Below are 17,907 nucleotides of genomic sequence, written 5' to 3'. Positions count from 1 at the left end.
CTAGCATCACCTTTCCGATGCTAGGATTCCTCTCTCCCGATAGAGAGCAGCTATAGATACAGGTAAATATTATCCGACATACGTTAAATATTCGTCCTGCTTTACTACTTCATCAATGGTTCCGCCACCTAAACAAACCTCTCCATCATAAAACACGACTGCTTGTCCTGGTGTAATAGCGCGTTCTGCTTCATGAAACTCTACCTTCGCATGAGTACCATCTACTGGTGTTACTGTAACTTCACTATCATCTTGACGATAACGAAATTTCGCTGTACACGTAAACGGTTCTGTTGGAGCTTCACCAGATGTCCAATTGATTTCAGATGCTTCCAGTCCGTTTGAATAGAGATAATCATTGTGGTAGCCTTGACCGACATAAAGGATGTTATCTTTGACATTTTTACCAATAACAAACCATGGTTCACCGGGACCGCCAATACCTAACCCCTGGCGTTGACCTAATGTATAATACATAAGGCCATCATGCTTTCCTTTCACTTCGCCATCCATTGTCACCATATTTCCAGGCTGCGCTGGAATATATTGACTAAGGAACTCCTTAAAATTACGCTCTCCAATGAAGCAAATACCAGTAGAATCCTTTTTGGCAGCTGTTGCTAAATCATTTTCTTTTGCAATTTCCCGTACATCACTTTTATCCAAATGCCCAAGCGGGAACATAACTCTAGCTAGTACGTCTTGTGACAATTGATTTAAGAAATATGTTTGATCTTTATTATTGTCTTTCCCACGCAGCATTTCATAATGTTCTCCATTTTTGCGAACCTGGGCATAGTGTCCAGTTGCTACGTAATCTGCTCCTAGAGCCAGAGCATGGTCAAGGAAAGCTTTAAATTTAATTTCCTTGTTGCACATAACGTCCGGATTAGGTGTACGTCCTGCCTTGTATTCGTCAAGAAAGTACGTGAATACTTTATCCCAATATTGTTTTTCAAAATTGACAGCAAAGTAGGGGATGTCTAGTTGGTTACATACTCGAATGACATCATCATAGTCTTCGGTTGCTGTACAGACACCATTTTCATCTGTATCATCCCAGTTTTTCATAAATATACCTACTACGTCATAGCCTTGTTGTTTTAATAACAGCGCTGCAACAGAGGAATCTACACCACCGGACATACCAACGACAACCCGTGTGTCTTTAGGTTCTTTCATGCTTGTCACCACCTTATGATGTTTTCGTTAAACGTTGTACAATACTGGCTACTTTTCTCGCACCTTCTTGTACATTCTCTTCTGTATTGGCAAGTCCGAAGCTAAATCGAACCGAACTAGTTGTACGTTCATGACCTTCCCCAAACATCGCACTCAACACGTGGGAAGGTTCTACGGATCCTGCTGTACATGCGGAACCACTTGAAGCAGCTATTCCATCCAAATCAAAATTGGTAAGAAGCGTCTCCACGTTTGTCCCTGGAAAGTGTATATTAATAATAGACGGAATGTTAATTCTCCCTCCGTTGATGTCGTAATCTACACCTTCTTCCCTAAGTGTATCAAGAAATAGCTTTTTGTAGTGCTTATATGCTCGCAGGCGTTCTTTTTGATTTTCCTTTACTGTTTGCACCGCTTGAGCAAAGCCATGTGCTGCTACTGTATTTTCAGTACCAGGTCTCCGTTTTCGCTCCTGTTCTCCTCCATGCAGAGAAGGATGCAACGAAAGCCCTTCTTTAGCATACAATGCTCCAATTCCTTTAGGACCATTAATTTTATGCGCAGTAATAGTAAGCATGTCCACATTTAACGTTTTTACATTAATAGGCATAGCTCCGAATGCCTGTACCGCGTCTGTATGAAGCAGCGCCTGATGATCCTCTAGAATGGAACCAATCTCTGCGATTGGCTGAATACTACCTGTTTCATTATTCACATACATTACAGATACTAAAATCGTGTCCTCTCTTAAAGCATCCTTTAATTCATCAATTGATATTAAGCCCTCCTCATTAACAGAAAGGTAAGTAACATCAAATCCTTCTTCTTCCAAGTATTCAGCGGGATGCAGTACTGCATGGTGCTCCACCTGCGTAGTTATAATATGCTTTCCGAGATGTTGATGAGCTTTTGCTGCTCCGATGAGTGCCAGATTGTCAGCTTCTGTTCCACCGCTAGTAAAGATAATTTCCTTCTCCACCGCTCCCAGGGCATTTGCGATAATTTTTCTGGCGTCATCTAGAATTTTACGAGCTTTTCTCCCATAAGAATGAACACTTGATGGGTTTCCATAAACCTCTTGATAGATAGGGACCATTGCCTCGACGACCTCTGGACTGACCGGTGTCGTTGCGGCGTGGTCTAAATAAATCGATGCCATAAAGATCCCTCACTTTGTAAATTAAATAAATCGGCATTAAATATAGAACATATATGCTTCTTGATCGTCATCCTCGTCATGCTCTGCCAGATCATATAGAGTAGTGGTATCTAATACATCTTTGACAGCATCTCGCACTCTCATCCATAAAGCCTTTTTGGCAGGCTCCTCATCTTCAATCCCTTCCACCGGGCTGATGGGTCCCTCCAGGACACGGATAACATCGCCTGATGTTATTTGATCTGGATTACGAGTAAGCATGTACCCCCCATATGCTCCTCTGACACTCCTTACTAAGCCAGCGTTTCGCAATGGAGCAATGAGCTGTTCTAAATAGTGCTCTGATAAATGATGATCTCGTGCAATAGATTTTAATGAAATAGGACCTTCACCGTATTTCTTGGCTAGCGCGATCATGATGGTCAGTCCGTAACGACCCTTTGTTGAGATTTTCATTTCTTTCACCTCTTTGAATACAAATATCTAACCATTTTTTCGTTTGTGGTAATGTATATCCTACTAAGCTTCCTAAGAAAAAAGCAATAATAACAGTACCTACTCCAACCGGTCCTCCAAGGAGCCACCCTAGAAGGAATACCGTTATTTCAATACCATTTCTAACCCATTGAACTTTCCATCCTGTCCTATCTCTAATAACGAGCATAAGTCCGTCTCTTGGACCTGCACCTAGCTCCGGTGCCACATAAATTCCTATTCCATAAGCTAAAATAACCAGTCCAATTGCAAATATTATAATAGAAGATAATAGCGTTTCAGGCTCTGGGAGCAAGAAAGAAAAAATATCAATAAATACCCCAATAAGCACCATATTCAAAATAGTACCAATTTGTGGGAGAGTCTTGGTTATAATAGAGGTAAAGCCCACTACTACTATGCCAGCAATAATAGACCAGGTTCCAACAGTTAAGCCTAGCTGTTTATGGAGCCCAACATGAAACACATCCCATGGACCTATCCCAAGCTGCTTTCCTTTAATAGTCAACGCAATTCCGAAGGCAAGAATAATTAAGCCTATGACAAAAAAAGCCCAGCGTATAAGCTGTTCCCTTGCACCTCGCTGCTTTTGTTTCATTGTACCATGTATTACTTGTTGTTGTGTCATATCGCTAACCCTTTCTGCGATTGGATCCTAAAGTATGCAAACATTGCTATTATAGCATGAACGACACTTCCCTTGCATTTTATGTGCTGTATCTTTAAGCTAAAGAATAACTTTAGGAGCTCACGTTCCTTCATTATAATGTTTAAGAGGAATGCAAAACGTACATGTACCATATACACCAACTATTTACTATAAATCTCCAGACAAAGAAAGTAAAGATTTAGATAGAAAAACAGGATGTAAGGAGTTTCTATGATGAACCAACAACCATTAGCGTTTCGAATGAGACCGCAGCATATTAATGATATTATCGGACAGCACCATTTGGTCGGAGAAGGAAAGATGATTCGGAGAATGGTAGAAGCAAACCGCCTAGCCTCTATGATTTTATTCGGACCCCCTGGTACAGGAAAAACCTCCATGGCCATGGCATTAGCAAAAACATTACACTTGAAGGCGAAAACCTTAAACGCAGTTACAGATAAGAAAAAGGATATGGAAATAGCTGTTGAGGAAGCTAAAATGTCTGGACATTTGGTCATTATCCTTGATGAAGTACATCGGCTTGATAAAGCCAAGCAAGATTTCTTGCTTCCACATATCGAAAGTAACCTTCTTACCTTGATAGGATGTACCACAAGCAATCCATATCATTCTATTAATCCAGCCATACGAAGTCGTTGTCATTTATTTGAAGTGGAAAAGCTCGAGGTAGGCGATGTAAAGGAAGCTTTGCAAAAAGCTATAAAGGATGAAACATATGGTGTAGGTCAATATACAATTGATATAACAAAGGAGGCTATGAACCATTTCGCTTTTTCCTCAAACGGAGATTTACGAGCAGCTTTAAATGGCCTAGAGCTAGCTGTATTCTCTACACCTGAAAATAACAATGGTGTAGTTTATATCGATTTAGAAACAGCAGAGCAGTGTATGCAGAAGAAAAGCTTTTCTCATGATAGGGATGGAGATGCGCATTATGATGTATTGTCTGCTTTTCAAAAGTCCATAAGAGGAAGCGATGTGCAAGCTTCCCTCCATTATTTAGGGAGACTAATTGAAGCCGGAGACTTAGATAGCATCGCTCGAAGGATGATTGTCATTGCTTATGAGGATATTGGTCTTGCCAATCCCCAAGCAGGTCCAAGGGCCATCGCTGCTGTAGAAGCCGCAGAACGGTTAGGCTTCCCTGAAGCAAGGATCCCTCTAGCCAACTCGATTGTGGAACTAGCGCTATCCCCTAAATCAAATTCAGCATATAAAGCGTTAGATGCAGCACTTAGCGATATTAGAAAGGGAAAAAGCGGAGACGTACCAAAGCACTTAAAGGACAGCCATTATAAAGGTGCTGAGTATCTCGGCCACGGTATTGAATATAAGTATCCTCATAACTACGAAAATGCCTGGGTGAATCAGCAATATTTACCGGATTCTATTAAAAACGCTGTCTACTATTCACCGAAAAAGACAGGAAAGTTCGAAAAAGGACTGAGTCAGGTATATGAAAGCATAGAAAATAAGAAAAAATAACAAATATCTCCATAGGAAAGGTATATTTTCCAATTATCCGTTAACAATAGACACTAAAGAAAACAGCCAACCACATCACGAACATGATAATGTCAGAGATTTTGGTACAGCTGACAACTCACATTCACAAACTAGTTCTATTAAATTACAAAAGGATAAAGGAGATACGGAGATGGAAAACAATATGGTTAAAGTAAGGCAAGACGCCTGGTCTCATGAGGATGATTTACTTTTAGCAGAGACGGTATTACGTCATATTCGAGAGGGCAGCACACAGCTAAAGGCATTTGATGAGGTGGGAGATCACTTGAATCGTACCTCAGCTGCATGCGGATTTAGATGGAATGCAGAGGTACGCAAAAAATATATTCAAGCTATCGATATAGCAAAACGACAGCGAAAAGAGAAAAAACGAGCTATAGCAAGCCAGCAAAAGGTAGACAGAAAACCATTTACTTCTACGATGGTATTCTCGGAAGAGGACCAGGAAGAAATGGGCTGGAAGCCAGCTACCCAGAAAACATCTGAACCAGCTGCACCTATTTCATACCAAGAGCCCGTGTATCAAAACCAGGAAGAAGAAATTACCTTTGAACACGTTATACGACAAGTAAAAGCACTAAGAAACCATTATCATGCTTCTAGTAAGTCTCAATCTAAAGCTATGGAACTAGAACAAGAGAATGCTGTGCTGAAAGAAGAGAAAGCCAAGCTAGAGCAGAAAATACAATATATAGAAAAGCAATATAATGCAGTTCAGGAAGACTACCAAGTATTAATCCAGATAATGGATCGCGCACGTAAAATGGTGGTCTTCGATGAAGACGATCAATCTAAAGCAGCGTTCCGAATGGAGAAAAACGGTAATTTAGAGCAAGTTGCTAAGTAACATAGACACACGAAAGGCCTTGAGGATACCCTCAAGGCCTTTTTATGTACAACAACCAATCCCAATCGTGCCGTCTTAAAGCCAATGTTTTGAACCCGCACGCTGGCAGGTGGGTGCCCTGTTCCGAAGCTTGTGCGTCCTCTCGTTAGCAACGAGGCTTGCACGCCCTTCGGAAACACCGGGTTCCCGTAAATAAAATGTTCGGTCAAAACGATTTGGATGCTTAACGAACACATCAGGATTGGTTAAGTTTGTATAAGTATCATAGCATACAACTGGTATTCTATCAACTGCTTCGCACTAGTAATTGAAATTGGGTTTTTATACTCATTTCTGAAACAACGTCTATACAAAAGGATAACCTCTTTGCCTCTTTCTCTTCTCCTTCCTCCCTCTTCCTAAGTGTCTCAGATGTTCGTATATTTCCGAGGAGTGTGGATAGGAAACAATACCTAATGCCCCTTCCAATAACCCTCCCCTCCTTCTCAGCTGCTTATCCAGTACAAAAGGGTCAGAGCGAATAAATACGAATGTGTAGAGCTTTCTCAAAGCAGTGTTTAAGGAGTCCATATACAAATATTAACTATCATCATAATAAAAAAAGCTTGTAGAAAAACTTATGTTTCTCTACAAGCTAAAACCGTCTTAAACGAGAATTGGTTTCTCATTCCTGTTCATTTTGTTTTTGCTTAGCTTTGCCGTTTAATTCTAAATGTAGCTCGTGTAATTGCTCCGTACTCACACTGTCAGGAGCTTCTGTTAGTAAGTCTGACGCTGATGCTGTTTTAGGGAATAGGATGGTGTCACGAAGGTTAGTGCGCCCTGCCAGAATCATGACAAAACGGTCAAACCCAAGTGCAATCCCACCATGTGGTGGAGCTCCATATTCAAGAGCTTCGAGCAGGAAGCCGAATTGCTCTTCTGCTTCCTCTTTACTGAATCCAAGCACTTCGAACATTTTGTCCTGCAGCTCTTTTTCATAAATACGCAGACTTCCTCCTCCAATTTCATATCCGTTCAATACCAAGTCATATGCCTGAGCTCGTGCTTCGCCAGGCGCTTCTTCCATTTTAGGAATATCTTCTCGCTCTGGCATAGTGAACGGATGGTGGGCTGCAAAATATCGACCTAAGTCTTCATCGTATTCAAACAATGGCCAATCTGTTACCCAAAGGAAATTAAATGTACTATCATCGATAAGGTCTAATTCTTTTGCAAGCTTTTGACGCAGTGCACCAAGACTCTCCTGGACAACAGATGTCTTATCAGCCACAAACAGCAGCAGATCGCCATCTTCTACATTCAATACAGAACGTAGATTTTCTGCTTCTTCCCCTTGTATAAACTTGCTAATTGGACCCTGGAATGCCCCTTCATTGTGTTTAAGCCAAGCTAGACCTTTAGCGCCATAAATGCTCACAAACTCCGTCAGCTTATCAATGTCTTTTCTAGAGTATTCAGATGCTTTTCCTTTTACATTAATAGCACTTACACTTCCACCTTGTTCTACAGCTGTTCTAAATACTTTAAAATCAGACTGCTTCACAATTTCTGAAATAGTAACCAGCTCTAAACCAAAGCGAGTATCAGGTTTATCAGAACCATAGCGCTCCATTGCTTCATCATACCTTAAGCGAGGAAATGGAGTGGTAATATCAATGCCTTTTACTTCTTTCATAACCTTCTTCATCATACGCTCTGTCATGTCTTGGATATCTTCCTGAGTCATAAAGGAAGTCTCAATATCAACTTGCGTAAACTCTGGCTGGCGATCAGCACGTAAGTCCTCATCCCGGAAACAACGTGCTATTTGGTAATACTTCTCAAACCCAGACATCATAATGAGCTGTTTGAAGATTTGCGGTGATTGTGGAAGCGCATAGAATTCACCAGGATGTACACGGCTCGGTACAAGATAGTCACGAGCCCCTTCAGGTGTACTCTTAGTCAGCATTGGTGTTTCCATTTCAAGAAATTCTTCATTATTCAAGAAGGTTCGAATTGCTTGAGTGGCTTGGTGGCGTAATTTAAATGTTTCTTGTAATGGTGTACGGCGCAAATCTAAATAACGATATTTAAGCCTTAGCTCTTCCGATGTATCTGTCTCATCCTGAAGCAGAAAAGGAGGGTTTTTAGACTGATTCAAGATAGTAATCGAATCTGCTAATACTTCAATAGAGCCAGTAGCAAGATTTTGATTTACTGTAGCCTCGTCTCTCGCGATAACACTTCCCTCTATTTCAATAACGTATTCTGATCTTACTTTTTCAGCAGTCTGTAGTGCTGTACTGGAGACCTCTGGATTAAAAACGACTTGAACAATTCCAGAGCGATCGCGAAGATCAATGAAGATAAGCCCTCCTAAATCACGTCGTTTTTGCACCCAACCTTTTAATTTTACCTTTTCATCAATTTGGCTTTCACGTAAATAGCCACTCATTTGTCTCTCTAGCGCCATTATTTAGTCCTCCTTTAATTCCGATCTCATGTGCTGAACTACTTCTTGAATAGCTATCGTGTTTTGTTCCCCTGTTTCCATGTTCTTTACGTTTATTTGATTATTTTGTAATTCCTCTTCCCCTAACACGAGAACGTATCGAGCTTTCAGGCGATCAGCTGCTTTAAATTGAGCCTTCATTTTCTTACCTGCGTAATCTTTGTCTACTTGAATACCTTCCTGACGAAGTTTATAAATGATACCAGCTGCTTCTTGCTTCGCCTCATCTCCAAGGGTTGCTAGGTAGCAATCCAATTTCTCATCTATAGGTAATTCAATTCCTTCTGCCTCTAACGCCATCAACAGGCGTTCAATACTCATGGCAAAGCCAATTCCTGCTGTTTCCGGTCCACCAACTTCTTCTACCAATCCATTATATCGACCGCCACCGCTTAATGTAGTGATAGCACCGAACCCTTCTGACTCACTCATAATCTCAAAAGCAGTATGGTTGTAGTAATCAAGTCCCCGAACAAGATTAGGATCGATTTCATATGGAATACCCATGTTATCAAGTACAGCTTTCACTGTCTCAAAATACTCACGAGAATCGTTATTCAGATAATCCAAGATAGATGGGGCTGTTGCCATCGCTGGATGATCTCTATCCTTCTTACAGTCAAGAATACGCATTGGGTTTGATTCAAGACGCAATTGACAATCTTCACATAGTTCCTCTTTGTGTGGGGTGAAGTGTTGCTTTAATGCTTCTCTATGCCTGTTCCTGCTTTGTTTATCTCCAAGACTATTGATAACCAGCTTCAAAGAAGTAAGCCCTAATTCCTGATATGCATTCATAGCAAGAGCAATAACCTCAGCGTCAATGGCGGGATCGTCACTTCCTAGTGCCTCTACACCAAATTGTACAAATTGACGCATTCTCCCTTGCTGTGGTCTTTCATAACGAAACATAGGTCCAAAGTAAAACAACTTTGTTGGTTGATTGGGAGAACCGTACACCTTATGCTGCACAAACGAGCGTACAACAGAGGCAGTTCCTTCGGGGCGAAGCGTAACACTTCTACCTCCTCGATCTTCAAATGTGTACATTTCTTTTTGTACGATATCAGTGGAATCCCCTACTCCACGTTGAAACAATTCTGTATGTTCAAAGATTGGGGTTCTTATCTCTTTATAGTTGTAACGATTGCAAATATCCTGAAGCACCGTCTCGACATATTGCCACTTTTCAACCGAACCTGGTAAGATATCCTGCGTCCCTCGAGGGCCTTTCATATTACTCATATATATCCTCCTTTAAATGACTAACTCTTATGAAAAATAAAAATATCCCGTCCCTTATTCGACTTCTGCATCGAATAGGGACGGGATATTCCCGCGTTGCCACCCTAGTTGAAGCACATTTGTGCTTCCTCTTTAGCAGTTAACGCCTGCGTACGTTCTACACCTACTACCGCTGGGTTCGATGAGAAACCTAAGAAATGTCTTTCATTAAAGCAGCTTGCAAAAGTGCTTTCAGCCAACGGCACTTTCTCTCTAACCAACTGTCCTTTAATTACTTTTTCCCTCATTGGATCTAATTCTTATAGCTTTCATGTGTTTATATTCTCATAGCTTGTTACAAAGCATGTTTGGTTGAAAATAAAAGATTGAATTGATTACTATCATAAGGAGTAAATCACAACCTGTCAACCACGTTTCATATTTTGTTTCACAGTTTCTATATCATCTCTTGTAACTCCATAGCTTTCTGCCATAGTGATTTTACTATAAAATGAATCTGTCTCACAAGTTTTATGATATGTCATGCCAAATATATCCTGAGATGCTTGTTTCATGCTCCTTTGTTTGTAGCTTTCCTTCATATGTTACCCCTTCTCCAGCTCTTTTTGATTAGTTTTCCCTAAACGTAAAATTTTTTTCATGACGGAAGGAATTTTTTTTAGTATGTCGAACGTGTGTAGAGTAAATACTATACTGTTCTATCCAATTAAAGGGGGTAAGACAATTTGCACCAACAGCTACGAGTACTTCTCTTTATCCTAATGCTTTTTACAACCTTCACTGCTACTACAGGTTCATCTGTTTCAGCTGAAGGGCAAGTAGAAGTAAATGCTGAGCCCTTACAAGTTAGGGAAGGTCCAGGACTTAGCTACAAAGCAATAGGAGAGGTACATAAACAGGAATCCTATACAATCCTCTCTCAAGAAAATGATTGGATTAAAATTCAAGCGGATAGCGATACTACAGGCTGGGTTGCCAGCTGGCATGTCAGCATCACAGAGGACTCATCATCCACTATTACTTCAAATGCCGATGAATTACGAGTAAGAAGCGAAGCCTCTTCCTCCAGTAGTGTTATCGGAGCACTACAAGAAGGAGAAGAAGCCCCTCTTCTACAACAGAAGGAAGACTGGGTGCAAATCAGCTATAAGGGAGAAACAGGATATGTTTATAAGAATTACATCAGCATCACCTCTTCTTCTCCCCAATCCAGCACTATCATTAATGCAAACCATTTAAATGTAAGAGAAGAGCCTAGCACCTCTTCATCTGTGTTGGACCAGCTAAATAAAGGTATGTCTGTAGAAATACTGGAAAAGAAAAATACATGGACCAAAATAGCCTACCAACAAAAACAAGGCTGGGTTGCTAATGAATTCTTAATAGCAAATGCAAATGCTTCTAATAAAACAAATCAGTCAGGAACCATAACTGTGGAAACACCTGTTTTACATGTAAGAGCAAAACCAAACGTACAAAGCGACCTCATTGGAAAAGTAAAGGAAGGAACCAGCCTCTCCTTTTCCAAAGAGGAAGACGGCTGGTATTACATTACTCTCTCAAACGGAACTTCTGGTTGGATAGCCAGCTGGCTAGTATCTCAAAAAGGGGAAACGGCGAAGCAAGAGGACTGGATTACGTTTTTATATAATGCCACCAATATTCGAGAAGGTCCTTCTACCGATACATCAATAGTAGGCCGTGGTGGTACGGGAGATCAATTTAAGGTGTTGAATCATGAAGATAATTGGTACGAGATTGAGTACAATGGCCATTCTGCATATGTAGCCGATTGGATTGTGTCCCCAAGCGACGGATATATTAACGAGCCGTCTTCCCCTGGTTTACGGAATAAAACAATTGTCATAGACCCTGGTCATGGCGGACGAGATGTTGGAGCCATTGGCGCAAGTGGGATATTCGAGAAAGAAGTCGTATTAAGCACAGCGAAACACTTAGAGAATCGATTAAAAATGGCCGGAGCAAATGTTATTATGACGCGATCAACAGATTCATACGTGGCCTTGAGCTCAAGAGCTGCCACATCGAACATCCAAGATGCAGATGCATTTCTAAGCCTTCATTATAACAGCTTTCCAGAGGCCCCTTCTGCTAACGGAATTGGAACCTTTTATTACGATAGTCATCACCGCGAGCTTGCCAAAACGGTACAGGCCGCTATGGTAAAAGCCACAGGCCTAGACGACCGTAAAGCAAAACAAGAAGATTTCCACGTTATTAGAGAGAATCGTCAACCTTCCTTGCTGTTAGAGCTTGGGTTCCTTTCTAATAAACAGGAAGAAACGTACGTGCGTACCAACGATTATCAAGAGAATGTCTCAAAGGGAATTACCACTGGGTTAATGGAGTATTTTTCTAAATAGGCTGTATCCAAAAAAAGCTCAGCACATATATAATGTGCTGAGCTTTTACTGCTCTATATCATTAGACTGAGTCCTCAGCCTTTTTTATGACGGTCTTCACTGTCCACAATTAAAGTAACCGGTCCTACATTGGTAAGCTGAACATCCATCATTTCTCCAAATGCCCCTTTTTCCACAGGCACTCCCTGTTCCTCAACCAATGTATTAAACGTTTCATAAAGCTCTTTTGCAGGACCCGGCTTGGCTGCCTTCATAAAGTTAGGACGCCGACCCTTTTTCGTCTCCCCATACAAGGTGAATTGGGAGATAGAAAGCAATTGACCTTCTACATCCTTCAATGAATCATTCATCTTCTCCTCTTCATCTTCGAAAATGCGGAGATGTACAATTTTATCTGCGAGATATTTTGCATCCTCTTCTGTATCATCATGTGTTACACCCAAGAGTACAACTAAGCCATTTTTAATAAAGCCTGTCTGTTCTCCATTTACTGTAACACTTGCTTGTTTTCCTCTTTGAATAACAGCTCTCACCTTGAATTCCCCTTACTGTAGCATTCTTCTAACGGTATATACATCTGGTATTTGTTTAATACGATCAACAATTTTCCTCAAATGACCAATATTATGAATAAGGATCGTCATATGAATGGTTGCCATCTTGTTACGGTCTGATTTACCTGAAACAGCCGTTATATTAGTTTTCGTTTCATTTACTGCCTGTAGCACCTCATTCAGCAGGCCACGGCGATCATAGCCGGAAATTTCGATATCGAGGCTATATTGCTTACTATCCTCTCCTGTATTCTCCCACTCAACAGGTAACAAACGATGCTTAACATCCTCTGTATGAACGTTCGGACAGTCAGAGCGGTGAACAGATACACCACGACCTTTCGTGATATATCCTACAATATCATCTCCTGGAACAGGGTTACAGCATCGCGATAAACGGACGAGGAGGTTGTCTACTCCTTTCACCTTCACACCAGAATCCTTTTTCTTAGAGGCAGGCTTTGAAGGTGTTGCCTTCATTTCATTTTGAACTCCTTCAAGCGTTTCCTCTAAATCTTGCGTCTTTAATGGCTTCTGGCGCATCTTATCTGTGAGACGAGTTGCAATTTGAGCTGCTGTTATACCGTGATACCCAACAGCAGCATACATATCCTCATCATTGTTAAAATTAAACTTCTCGGCTACTCGCTTCAGATTATCCGATGTTAGTACTTCCTTCGGTTCAAGGTCCATGCTTCGAATTTCTTTATCAACGAGTTCTCTTCCTTTAGCGATGTTCTCATCCCGTCGCTGCTTCTTGAAAAACTGTTTTATTTTATTTTTAGCCTGGGATGTTTGACTAATCTTAATCCAGTCCTTTGAAGGACCATAGGAATGCTTAGAAGTCATTACCTCTACAATGTCGCCTGTTTTCAGCTTATAATCCAGAGGCTCCATCTTGCCATTGACCTTTGCCCCTATCGTTTGATTCCCTACCTCCGTATGAATCCGATACGCAAAGTCGATTGGTACTGAACCAGATGGAAGCTCAATGACATCTCCTTTTGGAGTAAACACATACACCATGTCCGAGAACAGGTCGACCTTAAGGGACTCCATAAATTCTTCTGCATCATGCGTTTCATTTTGCCATTCTAAAATTTCCCTGAACCAGCTTAACCGCTCATCAAAGGATTGATTGCTCTGATCAATATTCTTGCCTTCTTTATACGCCCAATGAGCAGCAATTCCATACTCAGCAATATCGTGCATGTCCTGGGTACGAATTTGTACTTCTAATGGATCGCCCTTTGGTCCAATAACAGTCGTATGAAGCGACTGATAAAGGTTTGGCTTTGGCATAGCGATATAATCCTTGAATCTACCAGGCATAGGCTTCCAGCATGTATGAATAATGCCTAGTACTGCATAGCAATCCTTAATACTATTTACAATAACCCGAACAGCAAGTAAGTCATATATCTCATTGAATTGCTTATTCTCTAAGACCATCTTACGATAAATGCTATATAAATGTTTTGGACGACCAGATATGTCCGCAGTAATCTTAACATCATCTAATTGATTGTTAATTTCGTCCATGACTTCCCCAATATAATGCTCTCGTTCATTTCGTTTCTGCTTCATTAAATGAACGATACGATAGTATTGCTGAGGATTTAAATAGCGGAGGGCAGTGTCCTCCAGCTCCCACTTAATGGTCGAAATACCAAGGCGATGTGCCAGCGGAGCAAAAATTTCTAACGTTTCATTAGAAATTCGTCTCTGTTTTTCAGGCGGAAGATGTTTGAGCGTTCTCATATTATGCAGACGGTCTGCTAACTTAATAAGAATGACACGTATGTCCTTAGCCATCGCTACAAACATTTTACGGTGATTTTCAGCTTGCTGTGCCTCTTTCGACTTATATTTAATTTTACCAAGCTTCGTTACACCATCCACGAGCATAGCGACTTCCTGGTTGAAATCATTCTCAAGATCCTCAACGGTTACATCGGTGTCTTCTACTACATCATGTAAGAAGCCACCTGCAATCGTCACAGGATCCATCTCAAGCTCTACTAGTATTCCAGCTACTTGGACAGGATGAATGATATAAGGCTCCCCTGATTTCCGATATTGCTCCTTATGCGCTTCTTGTGCATATTCATATGCACCACGAATAAAAGAAGTATCTTCGTCGGAAAGGTACCCGCTCGCTTGTTCCACCACTTCATCTGCTGTCAAAATTTTATCTTTAGACATCCTATCACCTTTATGAGTAAAATTCGTCAACAAGACCGTTTGCTCTTAACCTAACTATAATAAATGTTATATTGATTGTATAGAAAATTATTAGTAATATAAACCATTTTGATTACAATTGAAAAATACGACTTTTACCTATGTTGGTAAAAGTCGTGGAATGTATTTATTATATCACTTTTTCATTAAATACTATAGGAAAAGAGTACTCGTTACAGAGCACTCCTCTTATCTTAATATTGCATAAGCGTTAAAATGTCGTAGCCATCCAGCTTTTCACGTCCATGAAGGTACGTTAATTCAATTAAGAATGCACAGCCGACTACAACACCGCCTAGCTGTTCAACTAAATTAATAGTAGCTTCAATTGTCCCGCCAGTAGCTAATAAATCATCTGTAATAAGAACACGTTGACCAGGCTTGATAGCATCCTTATGGATAGTCAGGACATCCTTACCATATTCTAAACCATAATCCACTTTGATTGTCTCTCTAGGAAGTTTTCCTTCCTTACGTACCGGGGCGAATCCAGCTTCCATTGCATAGGAAACTGGGCAGCCAATAATAAAGCCACGAGCTTCCGGACCTACAACAAGGTCAATTTCCTTCTCACTCGCATACTCCACAATTTGATCTACCGCTGTTTTAAATGCTTTTCCATTATCCATTAAAGTGGTAATATCTTTGAATTTAATTCCCTCTGATGGCCAATCTTCTACCACTGTAACATAATCTTTAAGGTTCATTGATTACTTCCTCCTTAGGGTGCGCACCCTGATTGAACTGCTCTTCCAACCAGGCTCTTAACTGTCGATAGGATGAAAAATATAATGTTTGCTCGACGGTTAAATAGTCATGTTTAGATTGATATAACGTTGATTCTGACAAATCCTTCTTAGAAGGATTGTCATGTAGCGTCACAAGTCCATTCTCTATTCTAACAAATTCAAGTTCAAAAAACACGTTTGTAATAAATTCCACAGCATCGACGGACCAGCCTTTATGTGCAGCAAGCTTTGGTCCTTCATTCTGTAGATGGAATTGCTTTCGTTTCATTAACATACCGTAGAACCATTTGAAATGTTCTCTTGTTGGAACTGTTTTTAGAAAAGCCGCATCATCTGTTCGGTAACAGGCATAAATGTTCTTTGGTGCCAGTTTATGAAGGAGAGTAGATAAACGCTCCAGTGAGGGTGGAAGATCCATAATAAGTAAGTGATCTACTTCCTCTAAAGGTAAATCATCAGCCATCTCATCCTCGACAACCTCTAACACATCAAATGTACCAAACATCCATTCTTCCTCTCGTGGAACTGGGTGATGATACAGTGCTAACGTATTGTCCTTGGGTACATCCTGTACTGTTTTTTGAAGATGTCGATTACCCCGATAATCAAATAACTGCCATTCATCAACTTGCAGGTCCTTCATCATTAACTGGGGTTTTTTTCGCCCATTCCATTCATTTATCGAAAGCTCTCCAACAATGGTCAACCTCGACTTCGGAGCAATACGCGTGTACACATCTCCCAGTCCAAATCCAACCGCATCCATTTCCTTGCCATCAGCAGATAACTTTACCTTTAAGTGGTTTAACTTGCTGCCAATTTGCCGAATTTCCGACGGAGTTTCTTTCTCTAGAGCAAACAATGGCTTCGGATTTCCCATACCAAAAGGAGCTAATTTATTCACATCATCAATAGCTTCCAACGTGATGGACTGTATCTCTAGAGTCTGATCAATGTTTAGTACTTGCGCAAAATCCTCTGGTGCTAATTGAGCGTCAGCCTTTGCAGATAGCTCTTCACGCACAATATCAACATGGTTCAATGGCAGTGTCATTCCAGCCGCTTGGGCATGTCCTCCGAAATGAGTGAATAAATCTCGTACTTCCATACAATTTGTAAATAAATCAAATGCATCTATGCTTCGTGCGGATCCTTTAGCCGTATTATTTTCTGAATCTATCGAAAGAACGATAGCAGGTCTATCGTATTTCCCTACCAATCTGGAGGCAACTATACCTAATACACCTTGATTCCATCCTTCTTTAGCCACAACAATAACAGAAGGTAGAATATCCCCTTCTGCTTCCAGCATTGCTTCTGCTTCTTTGGCAATATCTGCGACAATTTGTTGACGCTCTTGGTTCAATTCGTGAATTTGATTGGCTAGCATAGCAGCCTCATCATTGTCTTCGGTAAGCATTAGTTCGACAGCCGGAGAAGCATCCTGAAGACGACCAACAGCATTGAGACGCGGACCGATAGCAAATCCAATATCTTCTTCTGTCATCGTTCCTTCCAGACTGCAAACCTTCTTTAACTCTTGAATTCCAGGTCTCAACGAACGGGTTAGAGCCTGTAGACCATAGTAAGCTAAAACTCTGTTTTCCCCATGTAAAGGCACTAGGTCTGCAATCGTCCCAATAACAACTAAATCTAGTAAATGCTTGGGTAAATCACCTAACAGTGCGTGGGCAAATTTAAATGCCACCCCTACACCCGCAAGCTCTTGAAAGGGATAAGAAGGAGAGCATTTAGGATGTACCACAGCATATGCTGCTGGGAGAGTTTCTTGAATTTCGTGGTGATCGGTAATAATTAAGTCGATACCTAACTCTTTGGCTACCAGAGCCTCATGGTGAGCTGCAATCCCTGTGTCTACCGTAATAATAAGGGATATTCCTGCCTCACTTGCTTTGTGAAAGGCTTGCTCATTTGGCCCGTAGCCTTCTGTAAAACGGTTAGGGATATAGTAGTCTACTACAGCGCCTAATTCTCTCAACGTTTCTATTAATAAAGCAGTAGAACTTACCCCATCTGCATCATAATCTCCAAATACTAATATACGTTCTTCATTTGTAATAGCTTCTTTCACTCGCGATACCGCTTTATCCATATCATGGATGAGCATCGGGTCATGTAAATGATTAAGCTTTGGGGATAAAAAATAATCCGCAGCTTCCTTTGTATGAATACCTCTTTGACGCAACAATTGATTAGTTAATGCCGATAACGAATCATCTATTGGCATGGCATGCTCATCACTTTGAACATAATTCCATTTAGCTTTACTCCGTAACATAGATTCACCCCTGACCTACTAATTATACAAGAGCGGGTCAGGGGTAGTAAAC

Annotated in this window: 14 protein-coding genes, 1 other RNA gene and 1 other annotated feature; of the genes, 3 read left to right on the top strand and 12 right to left on the bottom strand. The window is 40.8% G+C overall.

Translation table 11 applies throughout. The features are described from left to right. Nucleotides 1–69: 69 nt before the first annotated feature. From mnmA to ACFFGV_RS02695, 4 genes are read right to left on the bottom strand one after another with little or no spacing between them, the layout of a single operon-like run. Nucleotides 70–1,182 (bottom strand): tRNA 2-thiouridine(34) synthase MnmA, encoded by a 1,113-nt coding sequence (gene mnmA / locus ACFFGV_RS02710; RefSeq protein ID WP_377345033.1) that lies wholly within the window; start codon nucleotides 1,180–1,182, stop codon nucleotides 70–72. Nucleotides 1,183–1,195: 13 nt separating this feature from the next. Beyond that, on the bottom strand, nucleotides 1,196–2,341 hold the full coding sequence (locus tag ACFFGV_RS02705) for a cysteine desulfurase family protein (RefSeq protein WP_377345032.1): 1,146 nt from the start codon (nucleotides 2,339–2,341) through the stop codon (nucleotides 1,196–1,198). A 36-nt stretch (nucleotides 2,342–2,377) separates the two neighbouring features. Further along, nucleotides 2,378–2,797 (bottom strand): cysteine metabolism transcriptional regulator CymR, encoded by a 420-nt coding sequence (gene cymR / locus ACFFGV_RS02700; protein ID WP_377345031.1) that lies wholly within the window; start codon nucleotides 2,795–2,797, stop codon nucleotides 2,378–2,380. Next, nucleotides 2,730–3,464, bottom strand: a complete 735-nt coding sequence (locus tag ACFFGV_RS02695) for a YczE/YyaS/YitT family protein (RefSeq protein ID WP_377345030.1) — start codon at nucleotides 3,462–3,464, stop codon at nucleotides 2,730–2,732. The genes cymR and ACFFGV_RS02695 overlap by 68 nt, the downstream gene beginning before the upstream one ends. Nucleotides 3,465–3,719: 255 nt before the next feature. On the opposite strand from ACFFGV_RS02695, the gene ACFFGV_RS02690 reads away from it, so the two are divergent. After that, a complete protein-coding gene (locus ACFFGV_RS02690) occupies nucleotides 3,720–4,994 on the top strand; it encodes a replication-associated recombination protein A (RefSeq protein ID WP_377345029.1) in 1,275 nt (424 codons plus the stop codon). A gap of 184 nt (nucleotides 4,995–5,178) precedes the next feature. Then, nucleotides 5,179–5,883, top strand: a complete 705-nt coding sequence (locus tag ACFFGV_RS02685; protein WP_377345842.1) for an RsfA family transcriptional regulator — start codon at nucleotides 5,179–5,181, stop codon at nucleotides 5,881–5,883. 54 nt (nucleotides 5,884–5,937) lie between these two features. On the opposite strand, the gene ssrS is transcribed toward ACFFGV_RS02685, so the two are convergent. From ssrS to ACFFGV_RS02665, 4 genes are all read right to left on the bottom strand, one after another. Next, nucleotides 5,938–6,128, bottom strand: a non-coding RNA gene (gene ssrS / locus ACFFGV_RS02680) — 6S RNA. Between the two features lie 419 nt (nucleotides 6,129–6,547). Beyond that, nucleotides 6,548–8,341, bottom strand: a complete 1,794-nt coding sequence (gene aspS, locus ACFFGV_RS02675) for an aspartate--tRNA ligase (protein ID WP_377345028.1) — start codon at nucleotides 8,339–8,341, stop codon at nucleotides 6,548–6,550. Between the two features lie 3 nt (nucleotides 8,342–8,344). Then, nucleotides 8,345–9,616: a histidine--tRNA ligase gene (gene hisS, locus ACFFGV_RS02670; RefSeq protein ID WP_377345841.1), complete on the bottom strand. Its 1,272-nt coding sequence runs from the start codon at nucleotides 9,614–9,616 to the stop codon at nucleotides 8,345–8,347. A gap of 82 nt (nucleotides 9,617–9,698) precedes the next feature. Continuing rightward, nucleotides 9,699–9,921: a binding site (T-box leader), on the bottom strand. Nucleotides 9,922–10,029: 108 nt separating this feature from the next. Continuing rightward, nucleotides 10,030–10,206 carry a hypothetical protein gene (locus ACFFGV_RS02665; protein ID WP_377345027.1) on the bottom strand — a complete coding sequence of 59 codons (177 nt, stop codon included), beginning with the start codon at nucleotides 10,204–10,206 and terminating at the stop codon, nucleotides 10,030–10,032. A gap of 144 nt (nucleotides 10,207–10,350) precedes the next feature. On the opposite strand from ACFFGV_RS02665, the gene ACFFGV_RS02660 reads away from it, so the two are divergent. After that, complete coding sequence (locus ACFFGV_RS02660) at nucleotides 10,351–12,009, top strand: N-acetylmuramoyl-L-alanine amidase family protein (RefSeq protein ID WP_377345026.1); 1,659 nt, start codon at nucleotides 10,351–10,353, stop codon at nucleotides 12,007–12,009. A 74-nt stretch (nucleotides 12,010–12,083) separates the two neighbouring features. Here the strand turns inward: ACFFGV_RS02660 and dtd are convergent, their stop codons facing one another. The 4 genes from dtd to recJ form a co-directional block, all read right to left on the bottom strand. Then, complete coding sequence (dtd, locus tag ACFFGV_RS02655; RefSeq protein ID WP_377345025.1) at nucleotides 12,084–12,542, bottom strand: D-aminoacyl-tRNA deacylase; 459 nt, start codon at nucleotides 12,540–12,542, stop codon at nucleotides 12,084–12,086. A gap of 12 nt (nucleotides 12,543–12,554) precedes the next feature. Further along, nucleotides 12,555–14,768 carry a RelA/SpoT family protein gene (locus ACFFGV_RS02650; RefSeq protein WP_377345024.1) on the bottom strand — a complete coding sequence of 738 codons (2,214 nt, stop codon included), beginning with the start codon at nucleotides 14,766–14,768 and terminating at the stop codon, nucleotides 12,555–12,557. Nucleotides 14,769–15,001: 233 nt separating this feature from the next. Continuing rightward, nucleotides 15,002–15,514, bottom strand: coding sequence for an adenine phosphoribosyltransferase (locus tag ACFFGV_RS02645; protein ID WP_377345023.1), 513 nt, complete (start codon nucleotides 15,512–15,514; stop codon nucleotides 15,002–15,004). Continuing rightward, nucleotides 15,504–17,855, bottom strand: a complete 2,352-nt coding sequence (gene recJ / locus ACFFGV_RS02640; protein WP_377345022.1) for a single-stranded-DNA-specific exonuclease RecJ — start codon at nucleotides 17,853–17,855, stop codon at nucleotides 15,504–15,506. The genes ACFFGV_RS02645 and recJ overlap by 11 nt, the downstream gene beginning before the upstream one ends. Between the last annotated feature and the right edge of the window lie 52 nt (nucleotides 17,856–17,907).

Source organism: Pontibacillus salicampi, assembly GCF_042434395.1.
GTDB classification, from domain to species: domain Bacteria; phylum Bacillota; class Bacilli; order Bacillales; family BH030062; genus Pontibacillus; species Pontibacillus salicampi.
Note: the sequence above shows the minus strand (reverse complement) of the source record. Positions and strands in the feature narration are given on the sequence as shown.

Bases quoted from the DNA above. Each gene is read 5' to 3' on its own strand.
- mnmA (WP_377345033.1), bottom strand. From the start codon at position 1,182: ATGAAAGAACCTAAAGACACACGGGTTGTCGTTGGTATGTCCGGTGGT.
- ACFFGV_RS02705 (WP_377345032.1), bottom strand. From the start codon at position 2,341: ATGGCATCGATTTATTTAGACCACGCCGCAACGACACCGGTCAGTCCA.
- cymR (WP_377345031.1), bottom strand. From the start codon at position 2,797: ATGAAAATCTCAACAAAGGGTCGTTACGGACTGACCATCATGATCGCG.
- ACFFGV_RS02695 (WP_377345030.1), bottom strand. From the start codon at position 3,464: ATGACACAACAACAAGTAATACATGGTACAATGAAACAAAAGCAGCGA.
- ACFFGV_RS02690 (WP_377345029.1), top strand. From the start codon at position 3,720: ATGAACCAACAACCATTAGCGTTTCGAATGAGACCGCAGCATATTAAT.
- ACFFGV_RS02685 (WP_377345842.1), top strand. From the start codon at position 5,179: ATGGTTAAAGTAAGGCAAGACGCCTGGTCTCATGAGGATGATTTACTT.
- aspS (WP_377345028.1), bottom strand. From the start codon at position 8,341: ATGGCGCTAGAGAGACAAATGAGTGGCTATTTACGTGAAAGCCAAATT.
- hisS (WP_377345841.1), bottom strand. From the start codon at position 9,616: ATGAAAGGCCCTCGAGGGACGCAGGATATCTTACCAGGTTCGGTTGAA.
- ACFFGV_RS02665 (WP_377345027.1), bottom strand. From the start codon at position 10,206: ATGAAGGAAAGCTACAAACAAAGGAGCATGAAACAAGCATCTCAGGAT.
- ACFFGV_RS02650 (WP_377345024.1), bottom strand. From the start codon at position 14,768: ATGTCTAAAGATAAAATTTTGACAGCAGATGAAGTGGTGGAACAAGCG.
- ACFFGV_RS02645 (WP_377345023.1), bottom strand. From the start codon at position 15,514: ATGAACCTTAAAGATTATGTTACAGTGGTAGAAGATTGGCCATCAGAG.
- recJ (WP_377345022.1), bottom strand. From the start codon at position 17,855: ATGTTACGGAGTAAAGCTAAATGGAATTATGTTCAAAGTGATGAGCAT.